The organism is Dactylosporangium sp. NPDC006015 (assembly GCF_040614215.1).
GTDB classification, from domain to species: Bacteria; Actinomycetota; Actinomycetes; order Mycobacteriales; family Micromonosporaceae; genus Dactylosporangium; species Dactylosporangium maewongense.
In genome coordinates this window covers 256,935-272,866 of the sequence record NZ_JBEXUD010000004.1, presented here as the reverse complement: position 1 = coordinate 272,866, position 15,932 = coordinate 256,935, and the positions used below count along the sequence as shown (strand labels likewise).

Here is a 15,932-nt window from a genome sequence, read left to right as displayed (position 1 = left end):
TGGGGGTAGGTGCCTTCAGTTGACACGGGCTTGGCCACGGATACGTTGGGACAGCAGGTAGAAGCCGCGGTGCGCGACGAGCGCGACCCGCGACTGGGACGGGCTGGCACCGGCGACGGCGTAGGCGCGCCAGCGGGTCGCGGCGTCCAACGCGGCCCGGACCATCTGGTCACGGTCGGATCCCTGCAGGTTCAGGATCCAGGCGGGGTCGTTGGACAGGGCGAGGCGGGTCAGTTCGCCTTCCATCTGGTCGGGCAGGTCCACGGCGCCGGTCGTGACGAGCTGCGCGACCTCCAGCAGCCGCAGCCGGTGCGACTCCGGCTGCTGCAGGACCCGTTCGATCGCGTCGCGGAGCAGCTCCCGGTCGTGGGGCCGTTCGGCGTGGCTGGCGATCTTCTCCAGGCTCGACAGCGCCCACCCGGCCTTGATCGCGTCGGTGCGCCACCGGAACGCGTGGTCGAGGGTCTGCCGCAGCCGCGGGAACCCGGACGCCTGGAACAGCATCCGGACGAGCTCACCGGTGGCGAGGGTCGGCTTGTTCACCAGCTGCGCGATCGCGAACGAGATCCCGTACAGGTCCAGCAGCCGCAGCAGCCGCTCCCGTGACTCGCGGGTGATCCCGCATTCACGGGTCGTGAACAGGTCGACGGAGGCGAGCAGCACGGTCCGTTCGCCCTGCGGGAGCGCGGCGAGCTGCCGCAGCGCCTCGCAGTCCGCCGCGGTCAGCCGGCCGGCTTCGGTCGTCTCGGCGAGCAGCCCGACGACCGGGACCACGTCGGACACGACCCGGCGCAGCACCTTCGACTGGTCGGAGGCGAGCGGCGCCACGATCGGCCACGGGTCCTGCCCGCCGCCGGCGAGCTTGTCGACCTTGTTGAACAGGCCGAGGGAGTTGATCGGGTTGCTGGACAGCCGGGCGGAGATCGACCGGAACGCCTCCAGCGCCTGCACATCGTCCTCACGCACCGACTGCGTGAACACGTAGATGATCGCCTCCGCGCCGGACAGCGCGCCGGCGGAGTCGGAGTCGAGGTCGTCGTCGATCGGCGCCTCGGAGAACAGGAACCGGCGGGCCTGGTCGGACACGGACGTGTTCGCGCTGGACAGGCCGGGCGTGTCGACGACGGTGAGGTCCCGCAGGTGGTCGCTGGTGAGGGTCACGTCGACGTACGCGACGTCGTGGCGGGCGACGCCGAGCCGCTGCGGGATCATGCCGGCCTCGTCCAGCGGCAGGCTGACCCGGGCGCCGTTACGTTTCACGACGTCGACCCGGTCGGACGTGCCGTACCGGAACTGGGTCACGATGCGGGTGCACTCACCGACCTCGGTCGGGGCGACCCGCCGGCCGATGAGCGCGTTGACGAGCGTCGACTTGCCCGACTTGAGCCGGCCCGCGATCGCGACCCGCAGCGGCTCGCCGAGCCGCCGCCGCACGTCGACGACCTGCGCCTGGGCGCCGCCGCCGAGCCGGTTGCCGACCTCGGCGCACAGGTCCGCGACCCGGGAGCTGAGTGGTCCTGGAGCCACGGCCCGTCAGCCCTGAACCGCGGTGTGGCCGGACACAAGCCCTGAACCGGGCGCGGATACGTCGCCGTGGAGACTGATCACCGACTGCGCGAGGCCGGTGTGTTCAGCCAGAATGCCGACGTACCCTCGGGGTTCCAAGGGGTGGTCCTCGCTCATTACTCGCTCCCGGGTGGAATCAGACCGTCATGTCACGCACGTACGGCACACACATTACGAATATCCTGCGCGCGCAGGATCCCATGTTCGTGCCACGAATGGAGGCGAGAAGTGCCTGAGGCACCGACTGACGAGCCAGTCGCCGGTGTGCCCGCCGCTGTCCCGGTGGGGGTGCCGGCCGGGCGGGCGACGGTGGGTGCCGCCGTGTGGCCGCCCGCCGACCTGGTCGCGGCGGCGGTCGACGCCCTGCGTAACCCCGGTCTGGTGGTCATCGCGGGCGCGCCCGGCACGGGCCGCTCCACGGTGCTGAAACGGCTCGGTGAGACGTTCCGCGGCACCGTGTTCGCCGGTGGTGCCCTCGCGATGCTGCGTGGCGTGCCCGCGTTGCCGCTGTCCCGGGCGGTGCGGGTGCGACTGCCGTCACATGAGGCGCCGCTGCTCGCCGAGGCCGTCCGGTCCCGGGTCCGTCACGGTCTGCTGCTGCTCGACGACCTGCAGTGGGCGGATCCGTTGACGGTCGCCGCACTTCCCGCGATCGCCGAACACTGTCGGATAGCCGTCACGTTGCGTACGCCGCACCGGCTGCCCGGCGACGCCGAACAGGTCCTGCGCGCCGCCGCCACGGCGTGGCTGAACGTGCCGGCGATGCCCGCCGACGCCGCCGCCGCGCTCGTCCGGCAGATCGCGCCCGGCGCGACCACCGCCGTCGTCGCCGACGTCGTGCGCCGCGCCGGCGGGGTCCCCCTCGCCGTGACCGCGATCGCGAAGCACGTCGCGCAGGGCGGCACCCCCCTCGACTCCGACAAGGGTCTCGCGTACACGGTCGCCGGTGCGCTCGCCGACCTGAACCGTCCCGCCCGCACCGCGATGGCGGCGCTCGGCCTGCTCGGCCGGCCGGTCACCGCGACCGTCCTCGGTGAGGGCATCACGGAGCTGACCGGAACCGGTCTCGTCGAGGTCGACGCCGCCGGGATCGCCGCGCCCGTGTCGCCGTACACGGCGGAGGTCGCCGCCGGTCTCCTCGAGCCGGCGGAGCGGGTCGCGTTGCACCGGCGGCTCGCCGGTCTGGTCCCGCCGCGGGAGGCGGCCCGGCACCTCGCCGCCGCCGGCGCCCACACCGACGCGTACCAGGTCGCGGTCCGCGCCGCCCGGTCCGCCGCGTCGACCGGGGAACGCGCCGAGCTGCTGCTGCTCGCCTGTGACCTGCCGGGTGTGTCGCCGGCCGCGGACGTGCGGCTGGACGCGGCCCGCGCCGCCCTCGCCGCCGGCCGGCCCGGTTCGTGCCTGCGCGTCCTGCCCGCCGACGCGGTCACCGACCCGGCGGTCGGCGCCGTCGGTGCCGTCCTGCGTGGTGAGGCGCTGCTGCAGCAGGGCAACGCGACGGCCGCCGCCGACGCCGTCACCACCGTCGGTGACGGCGAGCCCGGTGAGGTCGTCGGCGCCCGCGACCGGGTGCGGCTGCTCGCGACCCTGTCCCGGGACCCGGACGCGGCGCTGGCCCGCGCCGAGGAGCTGCTGCGGGTCCACGGTGACGCGCCCGCCCATCCGGGGCTGCGGGCGGCGATCGCCGCCGTCCGTGCCGGCACCCGCCGCCCCGGCTGGGAGTACGGTCTGGCGTCCGCCGCGTCGGCGGCCGGGCAGGCCGGTGACGTCCTCGCCGCCCGCTGGTCGGCGTGGCTGCTGGTGGAGACCCTCACCGCCGACGCCAGGCTCACCGAGGCGTCGAACGCGGCCGCGGCGGCCGCGGCGGCGTGCGCCGGTGACCTCGCCTACTCGTGGCAGACCCGGTTCATCGCCGCGCAGCTGTGGTGCGACGCGCTGCGCGGCGACGAGATCGACGAGGTCGTCCGCCGCGCCGGTGACCTCACCGACCGGACCCTCCCGGCGGTCGCCCGCGGCTACGCGGTCGCCGCCGCCAGCCTCGCCGAGGCCGACGGTGGGCTGCTCGCCCCGGCCCGGGCGCGGCTGGACGCGCTCACCGGCCGGCCGTCGTCGACCGGCCCGGTCCTGGACTGGGTGACGCGGGAGGCGGCGTGGCTGGACGGGCAGCCGGACCACGCGGTCGGCCGCGCCGGTGACCTGCCCGCCCCGCCGCTCGTCGACGGGCTGCGCCGGATCACCGCCCGCTGGGCCGCGTACGACGCCGGCGACACCGCCTCCCCCGACGCGGGGTTCGGGGAGGGTGACCGGCCGCTCGCGGCGGTCGCGACGACCCTGGACGCGTGGAAGGCCCCGGACCTGTTCGCCGCGGCGGCCGCCGCCTGGCGCGACCTCGCCCGCCGGGAGGAGGTCCGGTGCCTGCTCGCCCAGGGCACCCTCGAGGAGGACGCGGAACGGGCCGTGCCGCCGCTGCTGGAGGCCGAACGGCTCGCCGAGGAGGCCGGGCTCGTCGTCCTGCTCGGCCGGACCCGCCGGGCGTTGCGCCGCCACGCGATCCGCCGGGACACCCGCGGCCGGCGCGCCGGCGACGACCTCACCGACCGGGAACGTGACGTGCTGCGGCTCGTCGCGAACGGCGAACCGACCCGCCGGATCGCCGGGCAGCTCGGCATCTCCCGGGAGACCGTCGAAACCCACATCCGCTCCGGCATGCGGAAACTCGGCGCCCGCACCCGCACCGAAGCCGCCGCACTCGCGATCGAGGACCTTGGATGAGTAACGGTGTGCACTTGTGCGGTGGTGCCTGTGCACCGCATCGTTGGCGGATGACACCCGCTGCACCGCCCCGACCAACCGGCCACCTGACCGGTCACGTGAACGGTCAGGGCCGCTGATGGCGGGCGACCCCGCTCACGCACCCCGCTACGTCGTCGCGTCCGGCGGCGACGCCACCAGCGTGCTGCGCCGGCTCGCCCGCGCCGGTTGGAGCACCCGGGAAGGGTTCGCGCTCACCGACCAGGCGTGGGACGTGTCCGACGCGCGGCTCGCCCTCTACGGGCGGGTCGCGGAGGCCGACACCGCCGAACTGGCGCTGCTCGCCGCGGCCCGCGGCGCCGGTATCGTCGCGATCTGCGACACCGGCGGCGACATCGGCCGGGCGTTGCTCGCCGACCTCGCCCGGATCGGCCCGGTCAGCACCGACCCGGACGCTGACCTCGGCACCGGCCCGGAACCGGACGCCGGCGGCCCGCAGCTGGCCCCGGAGCAGCGGGCGCTGCTGGAGCGGCTCGCCGGCGGTGAGACGATCGCCGCGGCCGCCGCCGCGGAGTTCCTGTCGCTGCGGACCGCGAACCGGCGGATCGCGGAGGCCCGGGAGGCGCTCGGCGTCCGCACGACCCGCGAGGCGGTCCTCGCGTACCTGCGGATCAAACGCGAAGGCGGCTGACCCCAGCCTGACCCTAGACAGGGTCAGGGCCCGTCACGGACGTCCGTGACGGGCCCTTCTGCGCTGCGGCAGTGGTTAGTTGAACGCGGTCATCAGCAGGATCACGAACAGCACCGCCACGATCACGAGCACGACGACGATGACCGCGACCCAGTTCCGCTCGCCCTCGTCCTGCTGCGGGGCGGGCGCCGGCGCCGGCCGGGTCACCTGCGGCGGGAACGGCCCCGGCCGCGCCGGCTGCTGCTGCACCGGCGCCGGCGACACCGGCGGACGGTACGGCTGCTGCACCGGCTGCTGGACGGGCGGCGGCTGCCGCACCAGCTGCACGGGCGGCTGCTGCACCGGCGGCGGGGGCTGCCGGACGAGCTGCACCGGCGGCTGCTGGACGGGCGGCGGGGCCTGCCGCGTCAGCTGGACCGGCGGCTGCTGCCGCACGAGCTGCACGGGCGGCTGCTGCTGGATCGGCGGGCGGTTCATCCCCGGCGACACCGGCACCGCCGACACCGGCCGCTGCTGCTGTTGCGGCTGCTGCTGCGGGGGCGGTGGGGTCGTCGTGCGCGGCATCCCGGACGCGCGGGCCGGCGCCGACGGCGCCCCGATGCACAACGCGCCCTCGACGACGACGGTCTCCGGCTGCTCCAGGGTCGTCGGCGCCACCCCGAGCTCCGTGTGGATCAGGTGCGCCGCGAGCGGGATCCGTGACGACCCGCCGACGAGGAAGATCCCGACGAGGTCCTTCGGCTGCAGCCGCGCGGACTCGATCGCCCGGCGCAGACACGACACGGTCCGCTCCAGGTACGGCTTGACGAGCCCTTCCAGCTCCTCCCGCGTCAGGTGCGCATCCACTTCGAGGGACGGCAGGTGGATGTCCGTCGACGCGGTCCGCGACAGCATCTCCTTCGCGCCGCGGACGTCCTCGTACAGCAGCCGCCGCTGCCGGCGAGCGTTCGCGTCGGACGGGGTCGCGATCGACGCCCACTTCTCCGCGTGGCTTTCGGAGTACACCTTGCCGAGGTGCTCGACGATCGCGTGGTCGAAGTCCAGACCACCGACGTCGGGCAGGCCGTCCTCGGCGAGGACCTCGAACCCGGACTGGGTGCGCCGCACCACGGTCGCGTCGAACGTGCCGCCGCCGAGGTCGTAGATCGCCAGGGACCGGCCGACGGGCACCGCGGAGCCGAGGACGGCGGTGAAGTACGACGCGGCACCGACCGGCTCCGCGATCAGCCGCGGGTTCCCGAGCCCGGAGATGCGGGCCGCCTCGATCAGTGCCGACCGGCGCCGCTCACCCCACCGCGCCGGGTGCGTCATCCGCACCTCGTCGGGGGCGGCGCCGAGCTGCCGGCGGGCCTCGGTGTTGACCAGCGACAGCACGTGCGCGAACAGCCGCGGCACCGGCATCGGATGGTCACCGATGAACACCTCACCGTCGTCGATGCGACGTTTCGGGTTCGGTTCGAACCGGGCCGGGTCGAGCCGCGCGTTACGCTCGGCGTCCCGGCCGACCAGCACTTTCCCGTCGGTGTTGAAGTACAGAGAAGAGGGCAGCAAGGGGGAACCGTCGAACAGCAGCGGCCGCATCCGTGAGTCCGGGGTCCGGACCATCGCGACCGTGTTCGACGTGCCGAAGTCAATGCCGAGCACGCGCATGTGCGTCACCCTACCTGTACAGATCCACACTCCGTGTCGCCCGGCAAGCCTGCCGACAGTCGTGTGTCAGCACGAGGACAGCAACAGGTAACCCGCCGTTACGCAACCACACCGGAAGATCACCGCATACTGTCGGCGTGCCCTATCTTGACCTGCCCGGACCGTTGGGTTTCGCGCACCGCGGCGGCGCCGCGGCCGGTGACGAGAACACGACAGCTGCGTTCGCCCGCGCCGTCGACCTCGGCTACCGGTACATCGAGACCGACACCCACGCGACGGCCGACGGTGTCCCCGTCGTCTTCCACGACGACACCCTGCAGCGGATGCTGGGCCGGCCGGGCCGCATGGTCGACGTGACGTGGGCGGACCTCGCCTCCGTCCGGGTCGGTGGCGCCGCCGCCGTCCCCCGCCTCGACGAGGTCCTCGACGCATGGCCGGACGTCCGGTTCAACATCGACTGCAAGACCGACGCGGCGGTCACCCCGACGGTCGACGCGGTCCGCCGCGCCGGCGCCGAGGACCGGGTGCTGCTGGCGTCGTTCTCCTCCGCCCGGCTCACCCGCATCCGCCGCGAAGCCGGCCCGCGGGTGGCGACGTCGGTCGGGATGCGGGAGGTCACCGCCCTGTGGGCCGGGTCCATGACCGGCCGGCCCGTCCGGGTCGCCGACAGTGTCGTCGCCGTGCAGATCCCGCCCCGGTACGGGCGGCTCACCCTCGCCCGTCCCCGCTTCATCGACTACCTGCACCGCCTCGGCCTGCACGTGCACCTGTGGACGATCGACGACCCGGTACAGATCGGGCACTTCCTGGACCTCGGCGTTGATGGCATCATGACCGATCACATCGAGGTGCTCCGCGACGTGTACCACGCCCGCGGCATCTGGAACCCCGCGTAGATCCCGGCGTAGGAGAGGCCCCCGTGTCAGCTGTCGACACACCCGAGGCACCGCAGCTCAGCACGAAACGTGAACGGGTCGGCTGGTACTTCTACGACTGGGCGAACTCCGCGTTCTCCACCACCGTCGTCACCGTCTTCCTCGGCCCGTACCTGACGTCGATCGCGGAGAAGGCCGCCGGCTGCGACGGCGACGCCTGCGACACCGCCGTCATCCACCCGCTCGGCATCGCGATCGCGCCCGGCGCCCTGTTCCCGTACACGGTGAGCCTGTCGGTGTTCCTGACCGTGTTCGTCCTGCCGGTCGTCGGCGCGATCGCCGACCGGTCCCCGCGCAAGAAGCAGCTCCTGGCCCTGTTCGCCTACATCGGCGCGGCCGCGACCGCCGGGATGCTGTTCCTCACCGGCGACCGGTACCTGCTCGGCGCCGCCCTGTTCCTCGTCGCGAACATCGCGTTCGGCGCGTCCGTCGTCGTCTACAACTCGTTCCTGCCGCAGATCTCCTCCGAGGAGGACCGCGACCGGGTGTCCAGCTTCGGCTGGGCGTTCGGCTACCTCGGTGGTGGCCTGCTGCTGCTGCTCAACGTCGTCGCCGTCCTCATGCAGGACACCCTCGGCATGACCACCGGCGAGATCGCCCGGTACAGCATCGTGTCCGCCGGCCTGTGGTGGGCCGGGTTCACCACGATCCCGCTGCTCAGCCTCCGCAACCGCCCGCCGCAGGAGGCACCGGCGAAGGGCGTGAACGTCCTCACCGACGGGTTCCGGCAGCTGTGGCACACCCTGAAGTCGTTGAAGGCGTACCCGCTCACCCTGTTCTTCCTTGTCGCGTACCTCATCTACAACGACGGCATCCAGACCGTGATCGCGCTCGCGTCCCAGTACGGGACGAAGGAGCTGCAGCTGTCCGACGACGTCCTCGTCCCGACGATCCTCATGGTGCAGTTCCTCGCGTTCGCCGGGGCGCTGCTGCTCGGCTGGCTCGCGAAACGGTACGGGGCGTGGAAGACCCTCCTCGGCAGTCTCGTGCTCTGGACGGTGATCATCGTCATCGCGTACTTCCTGCCGGCGAAGGAGCCGCTGCTGTTCGTCGCGCTCGGCGGCGGCATCGGCCTCGTCCTCGGCGGCAGCCAGGCGCTGTCCAGGTCGTTGTTCTCGCAGCTGATCCCGAAGGGCCGCGAAGGCGAGTACTTCGGGATCTACGAGATCTCCGACAAGGGCACCAGCTGGCTCGGGCCGCTGCTGTTCGGCCTCGCCTACGACACGACCCGCTCCTACCGGGTCGCGATCATCTCGCTGCTGGTGTTCTTCGTCGCCGGGTTCCTCGCGCTGCTCGCCGTCCCGATCCGCAAGGCGATCGAACAGGCCGGGAACACCCCACCGGCCCGCCTGTAACCCTCCCGGCCGCAGGTCATTACATTCACCTTCGTGCGATTCCGGCTCCTCGGTCCCCTCGCCGTCCACGTCGACGGCCGGCCGGTCGAGGTGCCCGCCGCCCGGGACCGGGTGCTGCTGGCGATGCTGCTGCTGCACCCGGGCCGGGTCGTCACCGTCGACCAGCTCGTCGACGCCGTCTGGGGCGACCGCGCGCCCGTGACGGCGCGGGCGCAGCTGCACACGTGCGTGTCCCGGCTGCGCCGGCTCCTGCCGGACCTGATCAGCACCGACACCGCCGGCTACCGGGCCACGGTCGCCGGCGACGACCTCGACACCGTCACGTTCACCGCGCTCGCCGCCGCCGGCCGGGCCGCCGCCGCGGCCGGTGACCTGCCGCAGGCGCGGACCCGGCTGCGGGCCGCCGTGGACCTGTGGCGCGGCCCGGCGCTCACCGGCGTCGACAGCGCCGCGGTCCGCGCGCACGCGGTCGCGTTCGAGGAACGCCGCGACGCCGCCCTGGAGGACTGCGTCGACGTGGAGCTGCGCCTCGGCCTGCACGCGTCGCTGATCGGGCAGCTGACGGCGCTGGTGGAGCAGTACCCGCTGCGGGAACGGGTGACGGGGCAGCTGATGACGGCCCTCGCCCGGGCCGGGCGGACCGCGGACGCGCTCGCCGTGTACCGGCGGCTGCAACGGACCCTCGACGACGAGCTGGGCCTGCCGCCGAGCGACGCGCTGCAACGGCTGCACGAGGACCTGCTGCACCCCGCCCCGGACCCCGCCGCACCGCCACCCGCCGCTGTCCCGGCGGCGCCGCAGCGGCCGTGGACGCTGCCCCGGGACGTCGCCGACCACTCCGGCCGCGACGACGTCGTCGCCGCCCTCCTCGCCACCGTCGCCGCCACCGACGCCGACGGCGGTGGCGGCACCCCGGTGGTGGTCACCGTCGACGGGATGGCCGGCGTCGGCAAGACCAGCCTCGCCGTCCACGTCGCGCACCGCGTCGCCGGCCGCTACCCCGACGGGCGGCTGCTGCTGGACCTGCGCGCCCACAGCGACCGGCCGCCGCTGCCGCCGCACGAGGCCCTCGGTGTCCTCCTCACCCACCTCGGCGCCGCCCGGATCCCCACCGACCCCGACGACCGTGCCGCCCGGTGGCGGACCGAGACCGCCGGTCGGCGGCTCCTGATCGTCCTCGACGACGCCGCCGACGCCGCGCAGGTCACCCCGCTGCTGCCCGGCGCGTCGGCGTCGCTGGTCATCGTCACCAGCCGCCGCCGCATCGCCGGCCTCGACGGCGTCCGCCCCGTGTCACTGGACGTCCTCGCCCCCGCCGAGTCCCTCCGGCTGATCACCGGGGTCGTCGGGGCCCGCGCCGCCGCCGACCCGGCCGCGACCGCCGACGTCGCCGACCTGTGCGGGCACCTGCCGCTCGCGTTGCGGCTCGCCGCGGCCCGGCTCGCGCACCGCCCGTCGTGGAGCGTCGCCGACCTCGCCGACCGGCTCCGCCGCGCCCACCCCGCCCCCGTCGACCTCGCCGTCGACGGCCGGTCCCCGCACGCCGCGTTCGAACTGTCGTACCGGCAGCTGCCCCCGCACGCGCAGCGGCTGTTCCGGCTCCTCGGCCTGCACCCCGCCGGTGACCTGTCCGTCCGCGCCGCCGCCGCCATCACCGACACCACCACTGCGAGCACCGAGGACCTCCTCGGGCAGCTCGTCGACGCGCACCTGCTCAACGAACCCGCCGCCGGCCGGTTCCGGTTCCACGACCTGCTCCGCGAATACGCCGCCCACCTCGCCGCCGCCGACCCGGAACGCGACCCGGCGACCACCCGGATGCTCGACTTCTACCTGCACACCGCCGCCGCCGCGACGAAAATCTGGGAAAGCAACCCGGACCGGGACCCGATCGACTTCACCGACGTCGGCCCGCACGTGCCCACGTTCACCGGCATGCTCGACACCCGCGAATGGCTGAACGCCGAATGGGTCAACGTCGCCGCCGTCACCCACCTCGCCGACCGGCTCCACCGGCACCGGCACACGATCCTGCTCACCCGCGCCCTGTGGGCGTACCTGTTCCGTAACTCGATCAACGACGTGTCCCTGGACCTGCACCGCCGCGCCCTCACCGCCGCCGAAGCCCTCGCCGACCCGGACCTCGTCGCGATGGCCCACAACTACCTCGCGTCCGCGTACGCCCGCAGCGGCGACCTCACCGCCGCCGCCGGGCACCTGCAACGCCTCATCGGCCACCCCCGCTGGGGGGCCCGCGCCGAGTCGAACCTCGCCTACGTGTACCTCAACGTCGGCCGGTTCCGGGAAGCGCTCACCCTCACCGAACGGTCCCTCACCGCCGGCGACGACCGGCGGCAGGTCAGCGGCCAGTGGACACCGCTCGCCGCGACCCTGCGGGCCCTCGGCCGGCACCACGAGTCCGTCCTCGTCGCCCAACGGATCATCGCCTACGCCCGCGGCACCGGCAGCGACGGCGGCAGCACCTGGCCGGGCGCCGTCGGCGCGGTCGAGCTCGGCGCGACCCGCGCCCGCCTCGGCCAGCACCGGCAGGCGACACTGCTGCTGTCGTGGGCCAGGCGGCAGCTCGGCGTCGACGCCGGCCCCGGCTCGGAGATCGAGGCCCGCACCGTCATCGGCGCCAGCCTCGTCGCCCTCGGCGACCACGACCGCGGCCTGCGGCTGCTCCACGGCGCGTACGACGACGGCCGGCACCTCGACCCGACCGCCGCCTGCCACGCCGGGAACACGTACGGCGAGGCCCTGCACACCGCCGGCCGCCCCGCCGACGCCGAATCCGTCCACCGGTGGGTCCTGGACCGGGCGACCCGCGCCCAGCACCGCTACGAACAGGCCCGCGCCCACCGCGGCCTCGGCACCGCCACCGGCGACCCCGACGCCGCCCGGGAACACCTCACCGCGGCGCTGCGCCTGTTCGACGAGATGGGCACCCCGGAACGGCACGAGGTCCGCGCCACCCTCCAACGGCTGGGTGGCCCGCCACCGGCCCAGTAGGCTGCACCGTCGTGACGTCCTCCACCCAGACCCTCGACGAAGACCCGGCCGCGTGCGTCGCCGCCGGTGACAGCCGGCTACGCCGCGGTGGCTCCCTGAAGTTCTTCTACGGACCGATGGACTGCGGCAAGTCGACCCTCGCCCTGCAGATGGACTACAACCACGCCCGGCAGGGCCGCCGCGGCCTGGTCCTCACCACCATCGACCGCGCCGGCCCGGGCCGCCTGTCCACCCGCATCGGCCTCGGCAAGGAAGCCGTCGACGTCGGCGCCGACCTCGACATCCGCGGCCTCGTCCGGCAACGGTGGGCCCAGGGCATCCGCGTGGACTACCTCATCTGCGACGAGGCGAGCTTCTACACCGTCGCGCAGATCGAACAGCTCGCCGACCTCGTCGACACCTCCGACGTCGACGTGTACGCGTTCGGGCTCGCCACCGACTTCCGCACCAGCCTGTTCCCGGCGGCGCAGCGGCTGTTCGAACTCGCCGACGAGGTGACCCGCGTCCAGGTGGAGGTGCTGTGCTGGTGCGGCCGGCCGGGGCTGCTCAACGCCCGGGTCGTCAACGGCGGCATCGCCCGCGAAGGCGACCAGGTCGTCATCGGCGACACCGGCACCGACGGGGGTTCCCCGGAAGGCGCCCCGGAGGTCGACGTCCGCTACCAGGTGCTGTGCCGCCGCCACCACCGCGTCGGTGACCTCGGCCCCGCCGCCCGCGCCGAAGGGCAGCTCCGGCTCGTGTGAGCAGCCTCGACCCCGACGATTACCGGACGGTAACCTTCGGGGTATGACGCGTTTCGTGCAGACCCGGCCGGCGTTGCGGGACCCGTACACCAGCGACTGGCAGCTGCAAGGCTGGCTGGACCGGCTCCTCGGCCCCGACGGGCACGCCGCCGCCAAGGCCCGCCTCGCCGCCGTGTCCGCCGACGTCCTCGGCCCGCTCCGCGCCGCCCACCACGACGCCGAAACCCACCCGCCGACCCTGACCCGGTTCGACGCGTGGGGCGCCCGCATCGACCGCGTCGACACCGCCACCGGCTGGCAGACGCTCCGCGCGTCCGCCGCCCGGCACGCGGTCGTCGCCCTGCCCTACACCAGCGACGCCCGCACCACGTGGGGCGCCGGCACCCGCGTCGTGCAGCACGCGCTGCTGCACCTGTGGGGGCCGGAGTCCGCGACGTTCTCCTGCCCGGTCGCGATGGCCGACGGCGCCGCCGCCCTCCTCACCGCGACCGACCCCGCGTCGCCGTGGCTGGCCCGCCTCACCAGCACCGACCCCGACCACGCCGTCACCAGCGGCCAGTGGATGACCGAGTCACAGGGCGGCTCCGACATCGCCCGGTCCACCACCACCGCCCGCCGGCTCCCCGACGGCCGGTGGGTCCTCACCGGCGACAAATGGTTCTGCTCCGCGATCGACGCCGACATGGCGATCGCCCTCGCCCGCCCCGAAGGCGCCGGACCCGGCAGCCGGAACCTCGCACCGTTCCTCGTCCCCCGCTACACCCCCGGCACCGCCCTGCCCGCCGACGGGCTGCAGGTCCTGCGGCTCAAGGACAAGCTCGGCACCCGCGCCGTCCCCACCGGCGAGGTCCGCCTCGACGACGTCCCCGCGATCCCCGTCGGCGACCCCACCGTCCCCGGCCTGGCCCGCATGATGACCCTCGTCGTCGTCACCCGCCTCCACAACGCCGCGGCCGCCGCCGGCGGGATGCGCCGCGGCCTCGAATACGCCCTCAGCCACGCCGCGAACCGGCAGGTCGCCGGCGGGACCCTCGCCGGGAACCCGCTGCACCGCGCCACCCTCGGCGGGCTCGCCGTCGACGCCGCCGGCGCCTACGCCCTCGCCGCCCACGCGTTCGCCCTCCTCGGCACCGCCACCACCGGCAGCCCGGACGGCCCTGCGAGCGCCGCAGCGGACGAGCTGCGGCTCGTCGCGCCCCTCGCGAAACTGCTCACCGGCCGGCTCGCCGTCGCCTCCGCCAGCGAATACCTCGAAGCGTTCGGCGGCGCCGGCTACGTCGAGGACACCGGCATCCCCAGACTGCTCCGCGACGCGCAGGTCCTGCCGATCTGGGAAGGCACCACCAACGTCCTGTCCGTCGACGTGCTCCGCGCCCTCACCACCGGCGACGGCGCCCGGCCGCTGCTGCACCGCGCCGAGATCGCCGCCGCCGCCGTGCACCGGCTCCCCGGCATCCTCCCCGGCACCGCCGACGCCGTCATCGCCGCCACCCGCCGCCTCGCCGCCGACGTCGGAACCGCCGCCGCCGACCCCCGCAGCGACCGGGTCGTCGCCGGAGCGCGGGAACTGGCGCTGCGGCTCGGCACCACCCTCACCGCCGCGCTGCTGCTCGAACACGCCGCCTGGGCCGCCGACCGCGGCGACGAACGGCCTGCACTGCTCGCGTCGCTGTGGACGCTGCGCCGGCTCGGCGACGCCGACGTGTCAGCCGACCTCCACACCCACTTCGACCAGCTCGTCTAGCTGATCTGGGCGTCCGCCCAGACGATCCGGTGCTTGCGTGGGGTGCCCTGCAACCGGCCCGGCACCCCACCCGCCGCCGTCACGTCCACCGTCCCCGCGTGGACCCCGCCACGCGCGGCGTAGAACCGCTGCGCCGCCGTGTTCTGCGCCAGGACCCACAGGTACAGCCGCGACGTCACCGCCCGGTCGACGACGGCACCGGCCGCGGCCCGCAGCAGCCGCGTGCCGACACCACCGTGCCGGCGGCCGTCCACGACGTGCAGGTTGTCGACGAGACTGCCCCACTCCACGTCGTCGTCCAGCTTCACGTGCGCGAACCCGACCAGCCCATCGTCTTCAGCTACGAACGTGACCGTCCCCGCCCGCTCCTCGAACCGGTCCCGCCACACCACCAACCGGTCCGCGACCACGTCACCGTCCAGGAACGCGTCACTGTACGCACCCCGGTAATGCCGCCGCCAACTGTCCGCGTGCAACCGCGCGATCCCATCCACGTCGCCGTCCGTCGCCGCCCTGATCCTCACGAACCGCCCCCGTCCCCGCGACGGGCCCGCGCCGCCGCGATCGTGTACGCCGGATCCCGGTCCAGGTTGTGCCGGTCCCGGTCATACCGGCGCGTCGTCCGCGGATCCGCGTGCCCCATCGCGTCCTGCACATCCTCCAAGGGGACACCCTCGTCCCGGGCCGCGGTCGCGAACGCGTGCCGCAGCGAATGCGGCGACAACCGCTCCCACGCCGGCACCCCAGCCTCCCGCGCCAACCGCCGCACCAGCCGGAACACCGCGTGCCGATCCACCCGCGCCCCCGTCGCCGTCGTGAACAGCGGCCCCTCACCGCCGGTACCGACGCCGACATAACCATCAAGAGCAGCCGTCACCGCCGCCGTCAGCGCCCGCCGCCGCGGCTTACCACCCTTCCCGACGAACCGGACCGTCCGGTGACCACGCTCCACCCCGAGATCCGCATGATCCAGGGCGACGACCTCACCGACCCGCAACCCCAGATCCGCCAGCAACGCCAGGATCGCCAGATCCCGCGCCGCCGTCACCCCCGTCTGCCGGGCCGCCGCGGCCAAAATCGCGTCGACCTCACCAGCCGTCAACCCCACCGTCGAAGACGTGTCCCGATCGATCCGCGGCCGGTCCGCACCCCCGACCGGATTCACCGCCACCGCCTGCAACCGCAGCAGAAACCCGTACCAGCTCGACAACGCCGACAGCTTCCGCGCCACACTCGCCGGCGCCAGCACCTTCCCCGACCTGACGTCCACCGTCGACTCCAGATCCCGCGCATACGCGTTCACCTGCAGAAACGACACCCGCAACGGATCCAGGTCACGGCCCGCGCACCAACCGAGGAACTGGTGCACATCCCGCCGGTACGCCGCCCGCGTGTGCGCCGACAACCGCCGGTTCGCCAGCCACGCCTCGGTGAAATCCCCCGACGCCCGCTCCAGCTCCCCCTGCACGGGCCGTACAGGCTGGA

11 protein-coding genes are annotated in these 15,932 nt (G+C 74.1%); 7 read left to right on the top strand and 4 right to left on the bottom strand.

Annotation, left to right across the window (positions count from 1 at the left end; translation table 11 throughout):
- Positions 1–15: 15 nt before the first annotated feature.
- Positions 16–1,527, bottom strand: coding sequence for a dynamin family protein (locus ABZ321_RS09770; protein ID WP_344504852.1), 1,512 nt, complete (start codon positions 1,525–1,527; stop codon positions 16–18).
- A gap of 267 nt (positions 1,528–1,794) precedes the next feature.
- On the opposite strand from ABZ321_RS09770, the gene ABZ321_RS09765 reads away from it, so the two are divergent.
- Both ABZ321_RS09765 and ABZ321_RS09760 read left to right on the top strand, forming a co-directional pair.
- Entirely contained in the window at positions 1,795–4,338 is a 2,544-nt protein-coding gene (locus ABZ321_RS09765; protein ID WP_354890621.1) for a LuxR C-terminal-related transcriptional regulator, read from the top strand.
- A 118-nt stretch (positions 4,339–4,456) separates the two neighbouring features.
- Positions 4,457–5,008, top strand: coding sequence for a LuxR family transcriptional regulator (locus ABZ321_RS09760; RefSeq protein ID WP_344504850.1), 552 nt, complete (start codon positions 4,457–4,459; stop codon positions 5,006–5,008).
- A gap of 75 nt (positions 5,009–5,083) precedes the next feature.
- Here ABZ321_RS09760 and ABZ321_RS09755 read toward each other — a convergent pair whose 3' ends face one another.
- Positions 5,084–6,658, bottom strand: a complete 1,575-nt coding sequence (locus tag ABZ321_RS09755) for an Hsp70 family protein (protein WP_354890619.1) — start codon at positions 6,656–6,658, stop codon at positions 5,084–5,086.
- 137 nt (positions 6,659–6,795) lie between these two features.
- Here ABZ321_RS09755 and ABZ321_RS09750 point away from each other — a divergent pair, with 137 nt between their 5' ends.
- From ABZ321_RS09750 to ABZ321_RS09730, 5 genes are all read left to right on the top strand, one after another.
- A complete protein-coding gene (locus tag ABZ321_RS09750) occupies positions 6,796–7,554 on the top strand; it encodes a glycerophosphodiester phosphodiesterase (RefSeq protein WP_344504848.1) in 759 nt (252 codons plus the stop codon).
- Positions 7,555–7,577: 23 nt separating this feature from the next.
- Positions 7,578–8,948, top strand: a complete 1,371-nt coding sequence (locus ABZ321_RS09745) for an MFS transporter (RefSeq protein WP_344504847.1) — start codon at positions 7,578–7,580, stop codon at positions 8,946–8,948.
- A 33-nt stretch (positions 8,949–8,981) separates the two neighbouring features.
- Positions 8,982–11,960 (top strand): BTAD domain-containing putative transcriptional regulator, encoded by a 2,979-nt coding sequence (locus ABZ321_RS09740; RefSeq protein WP_354890617.1) that lies wholly within the window; start codon positions 8,982–8,984, stop codon positions 11,958–11,960.
- A gap of 95 nt (positions 11,961–12,055) precedes the next feature.
- Entirely contained in the window at positions 12,056–12,703 is a 648-nt protein-coding gene (locus ABZ321_RS09735; RefSeq protein ID WP_344505244.1) for a thymidine kinase, read from the top strand.
- A gap of 43 nt (positions 12,704–12,746) precedes the next feature.
- A complete protein-coding gene (locus ABZ321_RS09730) occupies positions 12,747–14,447 on the top strand; it encodes an acyl-CoA dehydrogenase family protein (RefSeq protein WP_354890615.1) in 1,701 nt (566 codons plus the stop codon).
- Here the strand turns inward: ABZ321_RS09730 and ABZ321_RS09725 are convergent.
- Together ABZ321_RS09725 and ABZ321_RS09720 are read right to left on the bottom strand one after the other, a co-directional pair.
- The gene (locus tag ABZ321_RS09725) at positions 14,444–14,941 is read right to left on the bottom strand and encodes a GNAT family N-acetyltransferase (RefSeq protein WP_354890613.1); all 498 of its coding nucleotides are present in this window, start codon (positions 14,939–14,941) and stop codon (positions 14,444–14,446) included. The genes ABZ321_RS09730 and ABZ321_RS09725 overlap by 4 nt on opposite strands.
- Positions 14,942–14,967: 26 nt before the next feature.
- Entirely contained in the window at positions 14,968–15,915 is a 948-nt protein-coding gene (locus tag ABZ321_RS09720; protein ID WP_354890611.1) for a tyrosine-type recombinase/integrase, read from the bottom strand.
- Positions 15,916–15,932 lie beyond the last annotated feature (17 nt).

Coding starts and splice junctions, on each gene's coding strand:
- ABZ321_RS09760 (WP_344504850.1), top strand. CDS start 4,457: ATGGCGGGCGACCCCGCTCACGCACCCCGCTACGTCGTCGCGTCCGGC.
- ABZ321_RS09755 (WP_354890619.1), bottom strand. CDS start 6,658: ATGCGCGTGCTCGGCATTGACTTCGGCACGTCGAACACGGTCGCGATG.
- ABZ321_RS09730 (WP_354890615.1), top strand. CDS start 12,747: ATGACGCGTTTCGTGCAGACCCGGCCGGCGTTGCGGGACCCGTACACC.